Origin of the sequence: Clostridium sp. CS001, from assembly GCF_020443565.1 — a bacterium.
Lineage (GTDB): Bacteria > Bacillota > Clostridia > Clostridiales > Clostridiaceae > Clostridium_AD.
Genome location: NZ_JAIZZN010000038.1, coordinates 1 through 20,295 on the forward strand (window position 1 = coordinate 1; position 20,295 = coordinate 20,295).

16 protein-coding genes are annotated in these 20,295 nt (G+C 29.2%); 14 read left to right on the top strand and 2 right to left on the bottom strand.

The annotated features are described in order from the left end of the window. The first annotated feature begins 101 nt into the window (after positions 1-101). The 11 genes from LGK97_RS17870 (at position 102) to LGK97_RS17920 (ending at position 16,274) form a co-directional block, all read left to right on the top strand. Positions 102-509, top strand: coding sequence for a TnsA endonuclease C-terminal domain-containing protein (locus LGK97_RS17870; protein WP_226261320.1), 408 nt, complete (start codon positions 102-104; stop codon positions 507-509). Then, positions 506-2,701: a Mu transposase C-terminal domain-containing protein gene (locus LGK97_RS17875; RefSeq protein ID WP_226261322.1), complete on the top strand. Its 2,196-nt coding sequence runs from the start codon at positions 506-508 to the stop codon at positions 2,699-2,701. Before LGK97_RS17870 ends, LGK97_RS17875 begins: the two co-directional genes overlap by 4 nt. Further along, on the top strand, positions 2,682-4,403 hold the full coding sequence (locus tag LGK97_RS17880) for an AAA family ATPase (RefSeq protein WP_226261324.1): 1,722 nt from the start codon (positions 2,682-2,684) through the stop codon (positions 4,401-4,403). Before LGK97_RS17875 ends, LGK97_RS17880 begins: the two co-directional genes overlap by 20 nt. Further along, positions 4,372-6,243: a TnsD family transposase gene (locus tag LGK97_RS17885; RefSeq protein WP_226261355.1), complete on the top strand. Its 1,872-nt coding sequence runs from the start codon at positions 4,372-4,374 to the stop codon at positions 6,241-6,243. The genes LGK97_RS17880 and LGK97_RS17885 overlap by 32 nt, the downstream gene beginning before the upstream one ends. Positions 6,244-6,274: 31 nt before the next feature. After that, the gene (locus LGK97_RS17890; protein ID WP_226261326.1) at positions 6,275-7,906 is read left to right on the top strand and encodes a Tn7-like element transposition protein TnsE; all 1,632 of its coding nucleotides are present in this window, start codon (positions 6,275-6,277) and stop codon (positions 7,904-7,906) included. Positions 7,907-8,052: 146 nt separating this feature from the next. Continuing rightward, positions 8,053-8,829: a hypothetical protein gene (locus tag LGK97_RS17895; RefSeq protein WP_226261328.1), complete on the top strand. Its 777-nt coding sequence runs from the start codon at positions 8,053-8,055 to the stop codon at positions 8,827-8,829. 11 nt (positions 8,830-8,840) lie between these two features. After that, on the top strand, positions 8,841-10,562 hold the full coding sequence (locus LGK97_RS17900) for a hypothetical protein (protein WP_226261331.1): 1,722 nt from the start codon (positions 8,841-8,843) through the stop codon (positions 10,560-10,562). After that, on the top strand, positions 10,555-12,417 hold the full coding sequence (locus LGK97_RS17905) for a hypothetical protein (RefSeq protein ID WP_226261333.1): 1,863 nt from the start codon (positions 10,555-10,557) through the stop codon (positions 12,415-12,417). The genes LGK97_RS17900 and LGK97_RS17905 overlap by 8 nt, the downstream gene beginning before the upstream one ends. Beyond that, a complete protein-coding gene (locus LGK97_RS17910; protein WP_226261335.1) occupies positions 12,414-14,408 on the top strand; it encodes an Eco57I restriction-modification methylase domain-containing protein in 1,995 nt (664 codons plus the stop codon). The genes LGK97_RS17905 and LGK97_RS17910 overlap by 4 nt, the downstream gene beginning before the upstream one ends. A gap of 179 nt (positions 14,409-14,587) precedes the next feature. Continuing rightward, positions 14,588-14,827, top strand: a complete 240-nt coding sequence (locus LGK97_RS17915; protein WP_226261337.1) for a hypothetical protein — start codon at positions 14,588-14,590, stop codon at positions 14,825-14,827. Between the two features lie 793 nt (positions 14,828-15,620). Beyond that, positions 15,621-16,274: an HAD family hydrolase gene (locus LGK97_RS17920; RefSeq protein ID WP_226261338.1), complete on the top strand. Its 654-nt coding sequence runs from the start codon at positions 15,621-15,623 to the stop codon at positions 16,272-16,274. 221 nt (positions 16,275-16,495) lie between these two features. Here LGK97_RS17920 and LGK97_RS17925 read toward each other — a convergent pair whose 3' ends face one another. Further along, the gene (locus LGK97_RS17925; RefSeq protein WP_226261340.1) at positions 16,496-17,047 is read right to left on the bottom strand and encodes a helix-turn-helix domain-containing protein; all 552 of its coding nucleotides are present in this window, start codon (positions 17,045-17,047) and stop codon (positions 16,496-16,498) included. Between the two features lie 310 nt (positions 17,048-17,357). On the opposite strand from LGK97_RS17925, the gene LGK97_RS17930 reads away from it, so the two are divergent. From LGK97_RS17930 to LGK97_RS17940, 3 genes are all read left to right on the top strand, one after another. After that, positions 17,358-17,882, top strand: coding sequence for a PadR family transcriptional regulator (locus LGK97_RS17930; protein WP_226261342.1), 525 nt, complete (start codon positions 17,358-17,360; stop codon positions 17,880-17,882). Positions 17,883-17,926: 44 nt separating this feature from the next. Beyond that, positions 17,927-18,247, top strand: a complete 321-nt coding sequence (locus LGK97_RS17935; RefSeq protein ID WP_226261344.1) for a carboxymuconolactone decarboxylase family protein — start codon at positions 17,927-17,929, stop codon at positions 18,245-18,247. Positions 18,248-18,490: 243 nt separating this feature from the next. Beyond that, complete coding sequence (locus LGK97_RS17940; protein ID WP_226261346.1) at positions 18,491-18,907, top strand: YjdF family protein; 417 nt, start codon at positions 18,491-18,493, stop codon at positions 18,905-18,907. A gap of 905 nt (positions 18,908-19,812) precedes the next feature. On the opposite strand, the gene LGK97_RS17945 is transcribed toward LGK97_RS17940, so the two are convergent. Continuing rightward, positions 19,813-20,250, bottom strand: coding sequence for a GNAT family N-acetyltransferase (locus LGK97_RS17945; protein ID WP_226261348.1), 438 nt, complete (start codon positions 20,248-20,250; stop codon positions 19,813-19,815). Positions 20,251-20,295: the final 45 nt, after the last annotated feature.

Below are 20,295 nucleotides of genomic sequence, written 5' to 3' on the forward strand. Positions count from 1 at the left end.
TGGGATAAAATGGGATTAGGGTTGGAATGGGTGGGAGAGGTTGTGGGGAAAGGGATGAGGGGGTGTTGGAGGGGTGTTGGAGTTGGGACAGACTCTAATGTTTGTGTACAATTGAAAAGCTTGAAATAGAACGTCGTTATTGGGAAAAGTACAATATGGATTGGGGTATAGTTACTGAAAAACAAGTGTCTAAAGAGATTGCTGGTAATATTGAATGGATTCATTCCTCATATAATTTAAAAGCTACAAATGATTTAAGTATTGATGAATTAAAATATATATCAAATATTTTTAAAAGTAGGCTTGTTAATAATAATCTTGCGGTTAGAGTTTTTACAGATTTATTTGATAAGGAAATGAAAATGGAATTAGGTACATCGTTGAATATTTTAAAACATTTAATTGCAACAAAAGAGGTATATGTTGATATAAAAAACAAAATAGATTTATCTATGCCAGTGGACCTAATGCTAAAAGATAGAAATTATAGTGAGGGTAATATTATATGAGTGAAATTTTAAGTGTTAATCAATTAATACAATGGAGAGATGGTTCAGATAACCCATTAACAGAACGCATTTTATGGATTGATGAGTCAAATATTATTGCCTATGTTATAGATATATTTTCTAAAGAAGCGTTTCCTAAACTCAGGAAAATTTCTGAAATACAAGAGGAGCTTGTAAGTGGAGATTTAATTGTTATTAAAAATGATCCTATGTTTAAATTGCTGTTAGAAGAAGAAATAAAAGAAAGTAGCTTAAAAATAAGGGATAAAGCTTGGCAAATAATATCCAAAATTTCATCATCGAAATTTGAGCCAGAAATATATGAAAGAGATGGAAGAGGTAGTTTTGTTAAGAATGTAATTAAGGAATATGGAGTTACAAATAAAACAGTATACAAGTATTTAAGAAAGTATTGGCAACGAGGAAAGCATAAGAATGCCTTGTTACCTGATTATGCTAATTCAGGTGGAAAGGGAAAAGAAAAAAAGCTTGGAGATAAAAAGATCGGTAGACCACGTAAAAATCTTGAAGCTATTGGAGAAGGTATTAACGTAGATGAGGAAGCTAAAAAAATATTTAGACTTGCTTTAAGTAAATATTACTATACCTATAAACAAAACAATTTGACGATGGCTTATGATTTAATGGTTAAGGAGTTTTTTGTAGAAGATTATAAATATGAAAATGGAATCTGGAAGCCGATATTACTTCCTATCAATGAAATACCTACCTTTACTCAATTTAAGTATTGGTATAAAAAAGAAGAAAATATAAAAAACACTATTGTTAGAAGAAAAGGTAGTAAGAAGTTTGAACTTTTACATAGGGCAATATTAGGAAAATCAGATACAGATGTTGTTGGACCCGGTTCTACATACCAAATAGATGCAACTATAGGTGATGTATATTTGATTTCAAGGTATAACAATGGCTGGATAATTGGAAGGCCTGTTATTTATGCCATTATTGATGTATTTAGTAGAATGGTAACAGGCATTTATGTAGGTCTTGAAGGACCATCTTGGCTAGGCGCAATGATGGCATTGGCAAATGCTAGTATAGATAAGGTTAAATTTTGTTCAGAATATGGGATAGATATAACTTCTGAAGAATGGCCTTGTTTTCATTTGCCAGAAGCAATATTGGCGGATAGAGGGGAAATGGAGGGAACTTTAGTAGAAACTTATATTAACAACCTCCAAGTTAGAATAGATAATACTCCACCTTATAGGGCTGATTGGAAAGGAATCATAGAACAATATTTTCATACTATAAATGAACATGTAAAACCCCTTCTTCCAGGTGTAGTTTTACCCGATTTTAGAGAACGTGGAGGTAAGGATTATCGATTAGATGCAAAATTAGATATCTATGAATTCACTAGGATAATAATTATGAGAGCTCTGTATCATAACAATGAACATAGACTTAAAAATTATGATAGAAATGTAGATATGATTTCAGATGAAGTAGAGTTAATACCAAGAGAAATGTGGAATTGGGGTATTAAGAATCGTTCCGGTAGATTAAGAACTTTTCCAGAGGACATAATTAAACTAAATCTGATGCCTTCTGAAAAGGCAAGAGTAACTGAAAAAGGAATTAAATTTAAAAAATGCCTATATGCTTGTGAAACGGCAATTAAAGAGCAGTGGTTTGAAAATGCTAGGAACAAAGGTAGCTGGGAAATACATGTTTCATATGATCCTAGAAATATGAATTATTTATATATTAGGAATGAGACTGGAAGAGCTTTCGAAGAATGCTTTTTATTAGCATCACAAGAACGCTATAAGGATAAAACTTTAGATGAAATTATTTATTTGCTTGAAAGTGAGAAGCTATATAGTAAATTAAATGAAGGTGAGGTGTTACAAGCAAAGGCTAATTTAATTACAGAAATTGAAGCTATAGTAAATAATGCAGAAAAAGCAGCGAAAAATATAAAAACAGGGTATGAAAGCAAGTCAAGTAGACTAAAGAATATAAAGCAAAATAGAAGAGAGGAAAAAGAAAGTATTAGAGAAAATGAAGCGTTTGTTTTAGGGGAGAACAAAGAAAAGGCTGCAGAAGGAAAGCTAATAAATATTAATCGCGATAGCTCAGAGAAAAATCCTGTTGAAAACTTAGATGATATTAATCTACTTAAGAAAATGCAAAGGGAGCGATTAAATGCAAGACGAAATAAATAGCATTTATTTACCTAATGGCGGTATTGCTGTGAAGGCAATTTATAACGAACAAATGCTTGATGAGTATAATGGGAATCCACTTATTGAAGCACTAATACCAATTCTTTCTAAAGAAGAGGTAATTGATGAACTTAGTATTTACCCTTACTTTGAAGAAAAAGAACGAGAGTTAGATGCAAAGTATAGGCTACATTGTGTTCAAAGGTTATTTCAATATTTTGAACCTCTAAATAAACATATAGAAATAGAACAAAGGTTTTCAAGAGTAATCAGACAGGGTTATTTAGCAAGGAATCCTTTGGCTCCGGAATATTCAGAAAATCTTCAAAATGGCTATAAGGCTATAAAATCAGGTCAATACAATTTAAATTCAAATAATATATATAGGACTACTGCTGCTGGTTTCACAATAATAGGTATATCAGGCATAGGGAAGACAACTACTGTTGGGAGGATTTTATCAATGTATCCTCAAATAATAGTTCATTCAAAGTTTAAGGAACAACATCTTAATCTTTACCAAATTTCTTGGTTGAAGCTTGATTGTCCATTTGATGGATCTATTAAGGGCTTATGTATAAACTTTTTTAATAGTGTGGATAGATTACTTGGGACTAATTATTATAATAAATTTGGAACTGGAAGAAATTCAGTAGACACGATGATGCCAAGAATGTCACAAATAGCGAGTTTACACTGTATAGGTGTTTTAATAATAGACGAAATACAACATTTGAGTCTTGCTAAAAGCGGTGGTTCGGATAAAATGTTGAATTTCTTTGTTACCTTAGTTAATACAATAGGTATACCGGTTATATTGATAGGAACAACTAAAGCTTTGCCGATACTTCAAGGAGAATTTAGGCAGGCAAGAAGAGGTAGCGGGCAAGGTGATTTAGTTTGGGATAGAATGAAGAATGACATGTCATGGGAATTGCTTTTAACCGGCATGTGGGAGCTTCAATGGACAAGAAAACATTGCGATTTAGATAAGGAAATAATAGACGCTATATATTATGAGAGTCAAGGAATAATTGATTTGGCAATTAAGGTTTTTGCTATGGCACAATTAAAGGCTATAGCTACAGGAAAAGAATTGATAAACATTGATATGATACATCAAGTAGCAAATGAAAGTTTAAAGTTAGTAAAGCCTATGTTAGATGCATTAAGATCAGGTAAATTGCATGAAATTGATAAATATAAAGATATATTGCCAGTAGATATAGAAGAATTTTATCAAGAACAATTATCAAAGGTTGATTTTAATAAAAAGATAAATGAAATAAAAGAAAGGAAGAAGGATAAAAAACAAAATACTACCGGAAATCTTGCTGAAGAGGCAACATTTAAGCTAGTTCAGTTGGGAATTGAGGTGTCAGAAGCAAAAAAATATGTAGAAATAGTAATAAAAGATAATAGTAATATAGTTGATGAAACTTTAATTGTAAAAGAGGCCTTCAAAATATATGTAAAATTAGAGAATAAAAAAGCAACCTTAGATAAAACTTCAAAAATTAAAAATACAATTAACAATATTAATAAAAAGGATTTAAGATATTTAGTGGGTGAGGGGAAAAAACAAAATCAAATTGCCTATGTGGCATTAAATTCTGCAGGCTATATTAAAGATGTAGTTGAAGAATTTATTGAAAGGAAGACCAAAATTGATGACTTTTTTTCCGACTCAGTATCCGGATGAGTTACTTTATAGTGTTTTTGCTAGATATCATATTAGAACTGGAAATACTAGCTCTAAGAATACCATTAAGGAAATCTTTGAAACTACCACTGCCACAGCTGTTGTAGACTTACCCTGTAACTTAGAAAAAGTAATTAAAAATATGCCAATAGGCTCAGAGCACACCGTGGAGGAATTAATATATAACAACACGCTATTTCCATACTATAATGCTTTTTTGCCACATAATAGAGCTATAAAGGTATTAAAATCTATTAGAGGGGTATATGGAGGTGACATACATACTAGAGTAGGAATAGTCGGAAGTACTATAACAACAAACAAATTTATGAAGTACTGTTTTAAGTGTAACGCTGAAGACAAAGAAAAGTACGGCGAATTATATTGGCATAGATTATTTCAATTACCAGGTGTTTTGGCTTGTCCTAAACATGAAGTACTTTTAAATGAAAGTAGTGTACCTTTTAAGGGAATAAACAAGCATGAATATATAGCTGCAAGTGAAGAAAGTTGCAAGAAGAAACCTTTAGCTATAAACCATAATAGTAATGACTTAGAAGAATTAATATCGATTGCTAAGGAAATAGCTTTTCTATTGGAAAATAAATTGCTAAATCATTCTTATAATTGGTTCAGTGAGAAATATAAAAACTTACTAATTGAAAAAGAACTTGCCACAGTAACAGGTAGAGTAAATCAGGTTGAACTAGTTAATAGCTTTTCTAATTTTTATAGTAAAGAGCTTCTAGCTTTACTTGAATCAATTGTAGATTATGATTATACAAACAATTGGCTTTCAAGCATTGTTAGGAAACATAGAAATGTATTTCATCCAATAAGACATATCCTCTTAATTAAATTTTTAGGAACTACCGTAGAGAACTTTTTTCAGGAAAAAGCACTTTATCAGCCTTTTGGAACGGGACCGTGGCCTTGTCTAAATAGGGCTTCTGATCATTATCATAAATTGGTTGTAGATAAAACACATATATCCCAGGACTTTGATACCAAGCAACCCGTTGGTACCTTTTATTGTAACTGTGGCTTTGTGTTCTCAAGAAGAGGACCAGATAAGAGTGAAAAAGATCGATACAGAATTGGAAGAATTAAAGTATTTGGCCCAATATGGGAAGAAAAATTAAAAATCTTTGTTGAAGCAGAAAAGTATAGTTTAAGAGAAATAGGAAGAAAATTGAATGTTGACGTAAAAACAGTTAAGAAATATTCAGGTAAATTACTTAGTAACAATAATTCTAAAGGCAATATAACTATATTAGAAGCTGAAAAAATAGAGAAGAAAGTAAGACGCAGAAAACTATGGTTAGATTTACAGATTAACAACAAGGAGTTATCCAAAAATGAGTTGAGGCAGTTAGATAAGGCTTTATACATGTGGTTATTTAAAAATGATAAGGAGTGGCTAAATAGTAATTCTCCACGACATAAGATAATCATAAATCCAAGTGTAAAATTAGATTGGAATATAAGGGATGAAAAGATATTAAAGGACGTTAAAGCTGAAGTTGATAACATATTTACCAGTAATGGGAAACCAATAAGAATAACTATTAGCAATATAGGCAAAAAACTTGGGTTTTTATCAATGCTAGAAAAGAATTTAGCTAAATTGCCATATACTAAAGAATATTTGCTAGCCACAGTAGAGTCTGCTGAAAGTTTTCAAATAAGAAGAGTAAAATGGGCTGTAAGAGAGTTAATTAACAAAAATGGTGAAGCTAAGGAGTGGCAAGTACTAAAAATGGCAGGAATTAGAGATGCTTGTTCAGAGAAGATTAACAAAACTATATGTGATGAAATATATTTGTATTCTTTGAATTAAAACAAAATATATAAAAAGTGAAGTGATAAATATGAGAGCTCTAAAGCTGAGGCCTTGGCCTTTTAAAAGTTATGAGGAAGTTGAGTTATATTGGTTGTGTTCAACTTTCTTGAAACCTGAAATAGGCTGGTATATAAGGGTTGCATTCAAACTGAAAAATGAAATTATAATGGTAGAGTTTCCTTGGGGGACTCTTCCATACCTTCACCTTGGTAAAAAGTATAAGGATGGGTTGCCATTAGAAAATAGTAAAAAAGGGGTTATTGGTGAAGTAAGTATAACTAATCAAGAATTTAAAATATGTACAGGCTTTGATGATATGCCAACTAGTTTATATTATTTTTATAAAAATACTGAGTGTGGAAATCAGAGATTATGTAAATTCAAAGTAAATAGTAAAACCTATTATATTCCTTGTTCAGAGCTTGTAAGGAGTTTTTTTGCTAAATCAAAGACGTTAGCTAATTATATAATGAAGCCCAATGGCTTAGACTTTTTAATAGAAGGAGCTGTTATTAAAGAAAACAATCTTAGTTTGAGCTTATCATTTGAATTTCCTAAGGCAATTGTAAGTGATGCTACAGTAACTCACCTTTCATGGATTAGATATAATGAACAAGCATATGAGACTTGGACGTCTGTATACAATAATCTTTATAATAAAGCTTTGAAAAGCAATAGTACAAACCCAATTAATAAATTGGTTAGGGGCATTCCAATTGAGATATATCCACCAATTAGGGAGAACACTAAATGGGTATATCGAGGTATTTCAAAGGATGATAATATACTTATATTAGAACTTACAGTTGCATATGGATTTGAGCTTCCCTTCAATTCTATTAGTTATTATCATCCTTCCTTTGAAAAGAGTAAAACTGAGAGAGATAATAACGGAATCAGAAAAATAAATAAAGATGATGAAGAGATTTTAAAACTACCAGATGAAAAAGAACAAAGCGAAAGTGGTAAAAAACAACAGTATCAACCTATTGTTGAAACTTCTTCAACAGCTTTTGTATTTGATAATTTAATGAAAGTAAATAGGATTAATGGTGGAATTAAAGACAGAAAAGAAGGTTTGAATATAATTAGTCATACACCAGGTAAGGAGAATCATCAAATTACAAATGGAGAAACATATACTACGCAAGACTGGAGTGGTTCAGGGAAAATAGATTCTCTTGAATTTAATAATCTTGATGTTGTAAAGGGGAAGTTGGGTAAGGGGTTAGAAGAATTTTATAAAGCTATTGAATTTATTAAGAATAATTATAAAGGGGTTAATATATCAATGTGTGAGGTTTTCCTTCCTTTAGGTAAGGGGTTTTCATATTATCCAGATGGGGATAGAAGAAATTGTGCTATTGTTAGGATTAATAATAAAGATGCACTAATGTGTTATATTTTTGAAGTTGGCAGATATGATAATTGGTCAATATCAACGATGTTTATTTATCTTGATGATAGGGATGATAACTATGATAATAAAGCTATGCATTTAATAGGTAATTTAGTTTCTAACAATGGACATTGGGATAAAGAGTTCATAAATTCAAAGTTAAAATGTGAATTCAAAATATTGAAACATATTAAGAATGAAAAATTTAAACAGAGAATAAATAAAATAATATCTAAATGTGAGATGGTTCGTAATGTATAAACTATAATAAAATATATATTGTCCTAAAATATATATTTTTAACGCTATTTGCGAGCGATATATCTTCAATAATATATATAACATATTGTAAAAGTTACTATCTATCGATATAATAAGTATATCGATAAGTTTAGGAGTGACCTAATATGAAAATGTATTCTTTATACGAATTTCCAAAAGATGAGCAAGAATTAAATACAATTATACAGTATGTTGATAAATATCAACCAGTACAATATGAAAAATTGCTTGATATTATAAGCGAAACTATAGTTAAGGCTAATTCACGAACAAACATAACTTTAAAAACATTACGGAAGATAGGTCTTATAGAAGGAGATAGGTTGATATCACTTTCACCTACAACGCAAATTTATTTAGACTTGAATAAGTCGCTTCAAGATTTAATATTGTATTTGATTTATTTAAAGAAAGATTTATTTGAAGCTTGTAAATTAATTTTCAAAATTACTTATAATGCAACTATATCTAATACTGATTTGATAAGAGAACTAAGCAAAATAGGTTACTTAGATAGTAAGAGAACTGCTCAAGAAAAGGTATATGCAATTAAACGATTAATTTCGATGTGTCAAAAATATGATGAACATAATCCTTTCCATGAATATGAAGAGTATATCTCTTTTTTGGTTAGATTACAGAGTGAGTATTTTCTTCTAGGTGAGGGTAAAAAAAATGAGCCTATTCCGATAGAAAAACTAAAGAGAGCAATGATAAAATGTGATTTATCTGGAACATTATTTGATGAGAATTTCTCTAAATTATATAATGATCCAATATATTCAATGCATACAAGTTTTACAACAGTTATAAATGAATTTGCACGTGAAAAATATTACAAGTTATTAGAAAAAGATTATTATTATTTTAAGCTATCAGATTTAATTGTTCAGATAGAGTAGAGGAGTGTATTATGGAAATAAGGGAAAAAATCAATCAATTATTTGTTGAAAATAACGAGAACCTAAATAAGACTGATATAGAAAAAGAGCTAATTGCAATGAGAAATGCTCAACCGCCGACTTACCCTACATTCATGGTTGGACAACAAGAAGTTAAAGACACACTTAAACAACAATTATTAAGGTGTTTTGAAAATAAAGCATTTTTCCATACTGTTATAGCAGGTGAAGTTGGTGGGGGGAAAACGCATTTATTGAATCTTATAAAATCAAGATTTAACGATGGTTTTTGTTATACAGTACAATTTAGAGCAGAAGAAACGGATCAAACTCAATATAGCTTTCCCAAAATGATTGTAGCAACTTTGTTTAAGCGATATTATGATGATTTTAAGCAAATTTTCTTAAATATAAATTTAGATGAAGTTATTAATAAGTATGAGGAGTTCGAAAGGGCTAATGGGATTGCATCTTGTCTTGATATAAGTGTAAACTTAGCTGAAGCCCTTTATCAGTATATTAGTCAGAGTGATAGAAAATCTTCAGCAATCAGGATTATAGGTGGCTGTGAAAATATTAGGGATCTTGCAAAATTAAAAATAAATAAATTGACAGATGAAGATTATATGAATGTTATTCAATTATTTCTTCAATATAATAAAAAAATGCATTATTTGTTAGTAATGTTAGATGAGTTTGAACATTCTTATACATTATTTACACCTGCAAAACGAAGGGATTTTTTAAAGGGATATAAAGCCTTTCTTGATAGATTCTCTAAAAATGGATCATGGGCACTTATATTAATTACTGCTGCAACAGTGCAATACAAAGGGCAATTACAGGAAAGTCTTATTAAAATCGATACAGCATTAGCATCAAGGTTAGAACCTCAAACTCTGATGCTAGAGCAGTTCAAGATAGGATTTGATGAAGATTTTAAAAAATTGTATAAGGAAATAGCATGGAGGTATAAAGAAGTATATGGATATGATGTAGGATATGAGGGTGCTATAAAGATGAGAAAGAGGATCTTCCAAAAGTGGGAGACCGAGTCGGCACAACAAAAAACATATAGAGAAGTGATTACGACAATGATTATTTTAATGGAAGAAATGGAGAGGAAAGGGCAGCATTTCTACGATAAAGATGAAGAGTTAAAAGAGGAAATAGGATCTGAAAAAAATGTGTTAGAAGCAAAATCAGACAAGCGGATAGAAATATTAGAATCTAAATATATACTACTAAAAAAAGAATTGGAAGAAAAATGGAATGCAAAAATAAATGCTAGAATTACTATGATTAAAAAAGGAATTGAGAGTTTATTGGAAAATTATATTGATGATTTTGAGAATAAGAAAATTGGCCTTGGTAGAGGGGGAAGTTCGACCATTTGTTTTAATGATAGGGAAAACAATAAGAAATATATATATATAGCATTGCAGGAGCTGAAGGACAAATTAGCTTCATGCAAGAAAACAAAAGAGAAACTACAAAAGGATCAGGGGGATAATTTAATTGTTTTCTTCGTATATCTTCCAGGAGAAGATATTGAAGAACAATTTAAAAATTATCCTGATATAATTCCTATTAACATAGATGCAATCCGACTTGATTTAATGATATTAGGAAATAAAAATGATTTGGATATAGAAGTAAAAACTACAGTGTTAAAGAAATTAGAACAACTTTCACTAAAACTAATAGGAAAAGGATTAGATAAAAATGTTTAAAAACTGGAAAATTCTAAAATTTTATATTCCGTCTGAACTTGAAGAGTTTAAGGAAATACAAGAAAAAATTATAGGTGAAACACTTAAACTTAAAAAATATCCTTACAAATTCATAACTAATAATTGGGTACTTCTGTGTAATGATGAAATAGAAGAAGAAGAGGTTAAAAAAATTAAAGAACAGTTTATTTATAGCCTAAAAAACTTATTTAAGAATGAAATTAAAAAGCTAAATATAGAAAGATATGAAAGTATGGAAAATGTAGTATTCAAGTTCAGTTTTCCCAAAAGCATTCAAATCGAATATTTAGATGTGGAGGTTTTAGAAGGCTCTTTGGGATTAGTAAAAAAGCAGTTTGATGAGTTTGCTATAGAAGAACTAAAGGCTGATATAGAACAAAATGTATTATTATTTGAATGTGTTAAAGGTGACAAAATTATAGAAAAGAGTGAACTTACACGTATTCTTGAAAATGAATTAGCTGAGTCGTTTTTTAATTCATTGGAAATCGATATAGAAGTTATCGAAAAGCAAGAAGTTTTATTTTCTTTTGAAATTGTAGATAAAGATATTTTGCAAGAGCAAGTTGTCGATTATGTACAATCAATAAATTATATTCAAATTATAGATGAAGATTCAGAGAATAATATTATAAAAGAAATAGAATATCAATATGGTTTAAAAAATAATAAAACATTAGTTCATGATATTAGAAAAGAGAATATTTTAATATGTAGTACTGAAAATTGCTTAGAATTTGGATTGTTTTTCCTTGGGTATATGAAGGTTGCTGATGATAAAATGTGTATTACTATCAAAACATTTGAATATGAAATTGTAGAACAACTTTTAGGTGAATTTCAAAAAAAATTTAAAATCCTACCAGAAAATAATTTATTATGGTCAAGACTTGAGAGTAGGAAAATAAGTAATGAATTCAATGAACAAATACGAAATTTAGAGGAAAATCAACTATGTAAGGATTTTCTTAAAACAACTAAGAAAAATCATATTGCAGAGTATAATCGTTATATATTAGAAAAAATATTAAAAAAAGGATACTTGACTAGTGAAGAATATGAGGAGATATCAAGTAAATGTGAAGATTCAATTAAAAACAATAAAGAAATATCTAAATACTTCCAGAAATATATTAGGATTGAAAAACAAATAATACAATCTCCAGAATATAAATCTTATTGGGTAAATTCTATAAGTAATAAAATTTATCGTGAAAAGGAATCAAAAACCGATCCACAAAGAATAGTTGATGTTACTGAAGAATTAAGTATCATCTATGCTCCAACTGAACATCTCTTGTTATATATTAAGAGTTTCTGGCATCAAAACTATGTAAAAGCAGTAATTGAAACCATAAAGGCCGAATGGGAAATGCAAAGAAATGATTTGCGAATAATAGAAATTAATACTGATTTACAGTATAATTTGAGGGATAAATATGAAAAAATACAAAAGAGTTTAGATATTGATGTGCTATTAAGATTAAAGAAAATTTCTTCGAATAAAGAGTTTATAATTGCAGTTGAGGCTAAACAAAAATCTAGTGAACTTAAAGGTACAATAAAAGAGTTAACATCTAAGAATAAAATTAGCTATGAATATGCCCATATTTTCGATGGTTTTTTGATGATAGCGTATATTGATGATATGCAAATTGAAAATAAAATGAAATTAGACGAGCCAGAATATTGTGAAGTTAAATTTAAGGCTGCACAAGAAAGTATGAACGATATTATAAAATCATATTTACTGAGTGTAGATTACTCTTTTCAACGATTGAAGGATGATGTTGCTCTGAAAGTAAGAAAAATATGTGAGCGTGCTGAAAAATGACCAAACTTAATCAGGAAGATTACATAAAAGAAGCTTCTATACTTTTAAAAGATAGAAGTGCAGAAAAAATTAAAACGTTTTTTTTAGTATACTTTATAGCAATTTATAACAATAAAATAAAATTAGACATATGGGATAATTTTAAATATAGAGATGATATCAATCAAATTAAAAATGAAGCCATATGTAAAATTAATAAATATTTATTTTTACATTGGGATATTAAACAAGAAGATTATGAGTTCATAAAGTGGCATAAAAATCATACAAAAATCCATCCTAAGGATGATATCCTCGGTAAAATTTATCTTATGTATTCTAAAGATATTAATAGAAAAAAAATGGGTGAACATTATACAAGAGAAGATATAGTAAAACATATTGTTTATCAATTTAAAAATAAGAGATTGGAGAATAAGAAAATTATTGATCCTTGTTGTGGGTCAGGAAACTTTTTAATTGAGATTATAAAGCTTAATTTTAAGGCATGTAGGAATGAGTGTGAAAGAGACAAGCTAATCGATAAAATTTTCTCAGAAAAGTATGTTGTCGGAGTAGATGTACAGGAAATACCATGTATAATTAGTAGTATTAGAATTTTACTTGAGGTACTATCATATAAGGAATGTTTAAATCCTAACTATAATACACCCATTTTTCAAAAAGATAGTCTTAAAGATACTGATGAAATATTTAATAGTGAGTATGATTTAGTTATTACTAACCCACCATATTTAAGATATCAATTAATTAATGAAGAAGATAGAAAATTATTTATGAAAGCCTACAGTTCTGCTAAAGGGCGATTTGATTTATATACAATATTTATTGAACGATGCATTGAACTATCTAAGAATAAAGGAGATATTATTGTTGTTACTTCAGATAAATTTATGACTGCAGATTATGGACAAAAAATTAGAGAGATAATAAAATGGGATAATACATTAATTAAAGTTCAGGATTTAAGACATATATTTGCATTTGAAGCATCAGTTTTATCTGCAGTTTATTATATTAAAAAAGAAAAAATAGAGCATCAAAAGGTAGTTTGGGAAAAAATTGAGGAAAATGGAAAACGACTAAAAGTAATAAAAAAGGGCAATGTTATTTTAGAGGACACTTGGAGATATGTTGATAACGACGTAATGGAGGTAGTCAATAAAACAATTAATCAACCCACTGTGAAAATGCTTAGTGATTTATGTAAAATATCGGTTGGAATACAAACTACCGCTGATAAGGTATTTTGTGAAAAGATAAAAGAAGGGAAATTTAAGAGTGAGAATATTGAAGAAGAATTATTATATCCCTTAATAAGAGGAAAAACAATAAATAAGTGGAGGATAGGAAAAAGATATAAGGAGTTCAACTATAGAGATAAAATTCTGTATCCATATATTAAAGATGATAATAAAAGTAATGTAATTAATTTAGAGGATTTTCATAATACAAGAAAATACCTAACAAAACATAAGTTAGAGCTTGAGAAAAGAAATTATATGGGGAATAAAAAGTGGTATGAGCATTTAAGCCCAAAGAATCATAAAATATTACAGAGTATAAAAATAATTACCCCGGATCTATCATCAAGATGCCAATTCGCATTGGATATTGAAGGTTTTTTTTGTAATGGTACAGTATACTTTATAAAATATTTAGAGGAAAAGGAATATGATGATTATTTATATTTGTTAGCAATATTAAATAGTAATTTAATGGAATTCATGCATAAAAATATTAATACGGTGCACCTTGCATCAAATAAATATCGTTTCCAAACCAATACTATGAAAAGTTACCCTATTATTTTTTCAGATAAAGATTCAGATATGCACCAAAATATAACTAGACTTGTCAAACAAATATTAGAGATGGAAGAAAATAATTTTGCTGAGATTGAAAAACAAATCAATTCATTTATTTATAAATTATATAATTTAAATGATAAAGATATAAATATAATTGAAGATTTTATAATGCAAACTTGAGCAGGCGAAATAATATAAAAAACTGCCTTAATCAATTTTAAACTATCACTTTGCTAAGCATAGTTAAATAGTGCTCCTTTTATATGTTTAGTTTTATAGCTATATATACCGCTAAAAGGTCTTGAAAAAATAGGTGATGGAAGTAAATTTGATAGTAAAACAAGAATTTTTTTTCTTCTATGTTTGAACTAATAAAATCTGTAAAACAAAACTTAAATGAAGCTAATTTGTTTCAAACTATTTATGAGGATGCAACATTTTGCACACCGACTTACTCTGAAAGAGATTTTATTTTCACAGTTAGAAATATAGGAGATACATTTAAAGAAGATTTCTTAAATAGAATTAACTCTTGCCATTGGCAAACAATTAAAGCTTTCTATATTAGAATGGCATATGATTATGATGATAGAGAATAGGGAACGTTGCCACCAGAATTATTAATTAATATCACCACAAAGCAATATATGGCAACCTATTTTTAAAATTCACAAAATAAAAACTTATCTATTAAGAGTAGCGAAAAATTTTTATCAGCTATTGAATTTATTCTACGACATTCAGAACATGAAAATAGCGGTAAGCTGGGATCTGAAATAGAAAAGCTACTTATAAGTGATATGAAAAACATATGGGTGAATACCGGAAATTTATCTGCCAGAGGTTCATCATACACAAGAAAATATCTAATTACTAACGCTATTGGTGCAACAATGCAAAATAACTCATTCTATGAAATTGTTGAAAAATATTTCTATAACAACTACTATGCAAGTAAAATAAAAGAGATTCACTAAATATATCTATTTGTTTAAATAGACCAGTTCGATTGTACAACATTTTTATTTTTAAATAAAGGGGTACATGTTTTAAATATAGATACAAGTACATCTTTATTTAAATTAAAAATAAGTATGTAATGTAAAAACCATATGCGTAGTGCTTAAAAGTGTACAACTTTATTATTTCTACACACACGTGGCAAGTGGCATGTTTAGATTTATAATAGATTTTAATTTTTTTATAAAAAAGATTGATTATTTATAAAAAAGTTGCCTGTTTTCAAAAAAAGTTAAATTATTAATGAAAAGCTTAAAACAAATAATAATACTAAATAATTTGTCGCACTTTTTATACTATCTTTAGTATGAAGAGTGCGGCTTTGTATATAAGCTATTTGTTATTTTGAGATATATTGAAGGAGCGATTGATATGAATATAGATTCGATTATTTTTGATTTAGATGGGACACTATGGGATTCAACTCAAGCAGTGCTAAAAGCTTGGGATATGGTATTTGAAAACAATGATGATATTAAGAATCCTATTACAAAGGAAGTATTAGAAAGTTGCATGGGACTTCAAATTCAGGAGATAGGCTCTAAGCTGTTCCCATATTTAGAGGAAGCTGAGCAAACAAAAATTTTGGATATTTGCTGCGAAGAAGAAAGAAAACTACTTCTAAAGAAAGGTGGTATGCTTTACAAGGACCTAGAAGGCACCTTGCAGACGCTGTCTAAGAGCTACCCCTTATTTATAGTAAGCAACTGTCAATGTGGATATATAGAAACTTTTCTAGAATATCATAAGCTAGGTAAATATTTTAAGGATTTTGAATGTGCAGGGAATACAAGGCTAGTAAAAGGTGAGAACATAAAGAGTGTAATTATGAGGAATAATCTTAAACAGCCTGTGTATGTAGGAGATACTCAAGGGGATCGTGATGCTGCAAAATTAGCAAATATACCTTTTGTGTTTGCTAGTTATGGATTTGGCAAGGTTGATAGGTATGATTATGTGATTGAAGAAGTATCAGATATAGTAAAGCTGCTTGAATGTAATAATAAGGCAGTTGTACATCACTAAAAACATCGTATAAGTAATAAAAAAGTCATATTGAAAGCCAGGGAGAAAATAGGGCAGAAAACCTTATTGAACCCTGTTTTTTTTGCATAGCAAGGATTATGGAACAAGAAAAACATCCATTCAAGCATCAAAATAATAGATTTCTTATCAGAAGTTTCAACAGACTTTTAATTAGACAAATTCTGAATCAGCCCTCATAAAATAGGGTTTTAGAATATTCTCTACAAGTGAATAAGTGTTGATAAAATAATTCCAATAATTCCACAGGCTATCCATTCAATAACTTTTTTGCTTAGTTTGTTTTGTTTTCTGTATCGTTGTATAGTATCCTCTAATGTAATTGTAAGTTGTGAAATTTGCTGAGCCATTTCTCCAACAGTATCTTTAACTTCATCGTTGGTAACTGCATTTAACTGTTTGCTCCTTATTTCTTCTGTCACCATAATTTCTTCAGAGTTATTTACTCTTTTAAATACTCCTAAACTAGACGAAATTATTTTTTTAGTTTTCTCTATAGAAATAATGGCCAGTACTTTTTTATCTATTTCAATAAATTCTATGGAAACAATAGGACATGGTATCAATTTTCCTTTAGATTTATTAAAAGTGTCCATTACATCATATTTTTTACAGCCAACGATCCTACCTTTATTATTTACTCCCAAAATCAATTTGCCACCTGATGCATTTGCAAAAGACGAGATAATCTTACCTAATAAACTTGGTCCACCACTATGATGCCTAAATTCTACTTGATCATTATCTACAATCATATTGCGAGTTTAGTTATTAATAATAACAAAAACACTTCCACATTTAGGAATCAATCTCACAATGGGATTTATCATACAAAATTTTTACATATATACATACTATATCATACAGATAATTATTTTACTTTATTTTAATAAGTGATTCTTTTAAGCATGCTCTATAATTATGAATATTGCTATAAGAGCTGGTAACCCATTACAGTTAGATAGTTGAAATAATTGTATTGATCAACCTTTTTTATAAATCCACAGTTGACATATACTACACTCAATGCTATTCTATAGCTAGAATAGCAAGGGAGGAAAGAAAATGACTCAGATTGAAGTAATACTTTTATCTCTCTTATGCGACAAAGATTATTACGGGTACGAATTTGAAACTGTAATAGAGCAAAGAAATATGAGAGGGTGGACAAATATCGGATTTTCCTCAATCTATAATTCTTTAAATAAAATTGAGAAAAATGGGCATATAATTTCAAAATATGAAAAAGAATATGGTTCGCCTAAGAGGAAAGTATATTCTATCAAGGATGAAACAAAGGTAATTATTAAAGAGCAGATTATTAAGATGATAAGTGAATATAATAGTGACCCAAGTGAATTTGATATAGGTATGTTATTTTCATATTTAATAACAAAAGAAGAATTAAATAAAGCCTTAATTAATCATAAAGAAAATTTAATTATGAGAAAAGAATTTTTACTTAAAAGGTATCACCAACATCCTACAGCGAAAGAGAGACCCCACATAAAAGCATTATTTGAAAGACCATTAGCATTTGTAGATACTGAAATATCATGGATTGAAAAGTTTATAAATGAAAATTTTTAAAAGTGGATAAATATTTTAGAATATTATTTTAGGAGGGTTTAAAAATGAGTGATATGTCATCAATTAGTAACGCATTTCAAATTTTTATTAAGGAAGCACCAGAATATCAAAAGATATGGATGGAAACAGTACAAAGGTTAGATTCTGTAAGTAAACTCGATTCAAAAACAGAGGAGTTGGCATACATTGCAGTATTAGCTTCAGTAAGACTTGAAGGGGGAATACCTTTTCATGTTAAACATGCAAAATTACTTGGAGCAACAAGAGAGGAAATAATAAGTGCAGTTTTGGTGGGATTACCGGCAGTAGGTAATATAGTAATTCAAGCATTGCCAATAGCGATAAACGCATATGATAATGAATAGTTTTATATATGATGAGTTTTTAAAAACGCAACTAAATAGGAGGTAGTTTATCTGAAACAGTTAAGAAGGACTTAAAATATTTTTTTGAATCTATAAATAAAACAATATAGCTCAAATAGAGATAAAATCACAGTTTCGGTTGGTAGTCCGAACCTATCTATTAGTTCATAGATAGCAGTAGCCTTCCCTCCTGGGGTCGTCCATTCTTTTTAGTAAATTCTATTAAGCAGGAGGAAGTATGAAATGGAGATTAGTATTAAATTAAATGTATTTTTTGAGGGGTCATTTTGGGTAGGGGTATTTGAAAAAACTTATGATGGAAAATATGAAGTTTCTAAGGTTGTATTTGGGTCAGAACCAAAAGATTACGAAGTATTTGATTTTATATTAAAAAATTTTTATAATTTAAGGTTTAGTAATCCAGTATGTATTGAAGTTGTTGAAAAAAGAAGGATAAATCCTAAACGATACCAAAGAGAAATAAAAAAAGAAATGGAAAACAAAGGTATAGGTACGAAATCTCAACTTGCTATGCAACTACAGCAAGAGGTAAATAAAACAGAAAGAAAGATAGCTTCAAGGGAAGAGAAGGAAGAAGAAAAGCGAAAGAGATTTGAATTAAGACAACAGAAGAAAAACGATAAGCATAGGGGACACTAATTAGTAGAAACATTTATGGTAGGAGTCACAAGCGATAGGAGTTTGTGACTTTTAATTTGGATATAATAATAAGAAAGGCTGAAGTTAAAGAATTAGACTTCATTACACACATCATCGAAAAGGCAAGTTCTATTGATTTGAAAAAGAACTATAGATAAAAACAGTACAAGCAGTAAATAATTATTTTGACATTGAAGTGACGGGGCAATGCACCGTACAGGTCCTTAACATCTTAATCATTTCCTTGCAAGTAAAATAACTGTATTTTCATGTTGCCAAATCTTTTCTACAGATTTAAAGCCTACCTTATAAAGCATTTGTGTTTGGTTTGCCACAGTACACGGAGTATCATAGTGATAAAAGCCTTCAATTATTCCAAGTTCAAAGCGAATTTTCTTATTTTCACTAAAATAGAAATCCTCATATTCTTAGGTAGGGGCCATATAATCTGTTTCAATATAAAAACCATTCTCCTTTAAACTTTTGAAAATATTCTTATACAATTTAATCTTTTCCTCATGACTAAAATGATGGAGAGTTTAAACAGATAAAGCACCGTCAAATATATACTCCCCCATATCATAATTAAAATAGTTATCAACAATAAGATTAAAATTATACTATTACCATTAATCAAACAACAACCTTGAAGATAATTCAGAAATGAGAATGTGCCATAAAGCAAAATGGCATTATCACACATTTAATAAATAATATTATTTTACCAATTCATAATATGCAAGGGTAAGAGACTCTTCAAAACCTAGCGACTTAGCTAATCTATAGGATCCAATATTTTCTTTTCTGCAAGCCTATACAGGTGAATGCCCATTTAATTTACAATAATCCAACGTAACTTTGCAGACATGTTTTGCAAAGCCCATTCCCCTGTGATTTTCTGAGGTTTATACGCCAATTTCTAATTTATTTTCAAACTTGCAAGAGGAAAATGCGATAGATATTATATCATTATCTATCATCAATACATAGCCTACTCCATCTGATAGAAGATCCTCTTTTGATTTCCAGAAATATTTTGGTATAACGGCTCCTTCTATACGGTCATAAATATCTGAATCTATTAATTTTATAGTATATTTAGACTCAAAATTTATAATTTTATTAATATCTTTGTGTTTAAAGTTTACTCGCCCCCATTGAATCACATGACTTTTTCTGTTTTCTTGAGCCAACATATCAAGCTCTGCCTGGGAGTATTCAACTGCCATTTTTGAATAATTTATTATTTTTCCATTTAATATTTCTAATAATTTATCATTCCATTTTTCCGGATAAACCTGCATCCACTCATATTTTAATCTATCGCCATTTATATTTAGCATATAATCAGCAATGGAATTCTTTTTGAAGAAGGAATTGATGAAAGA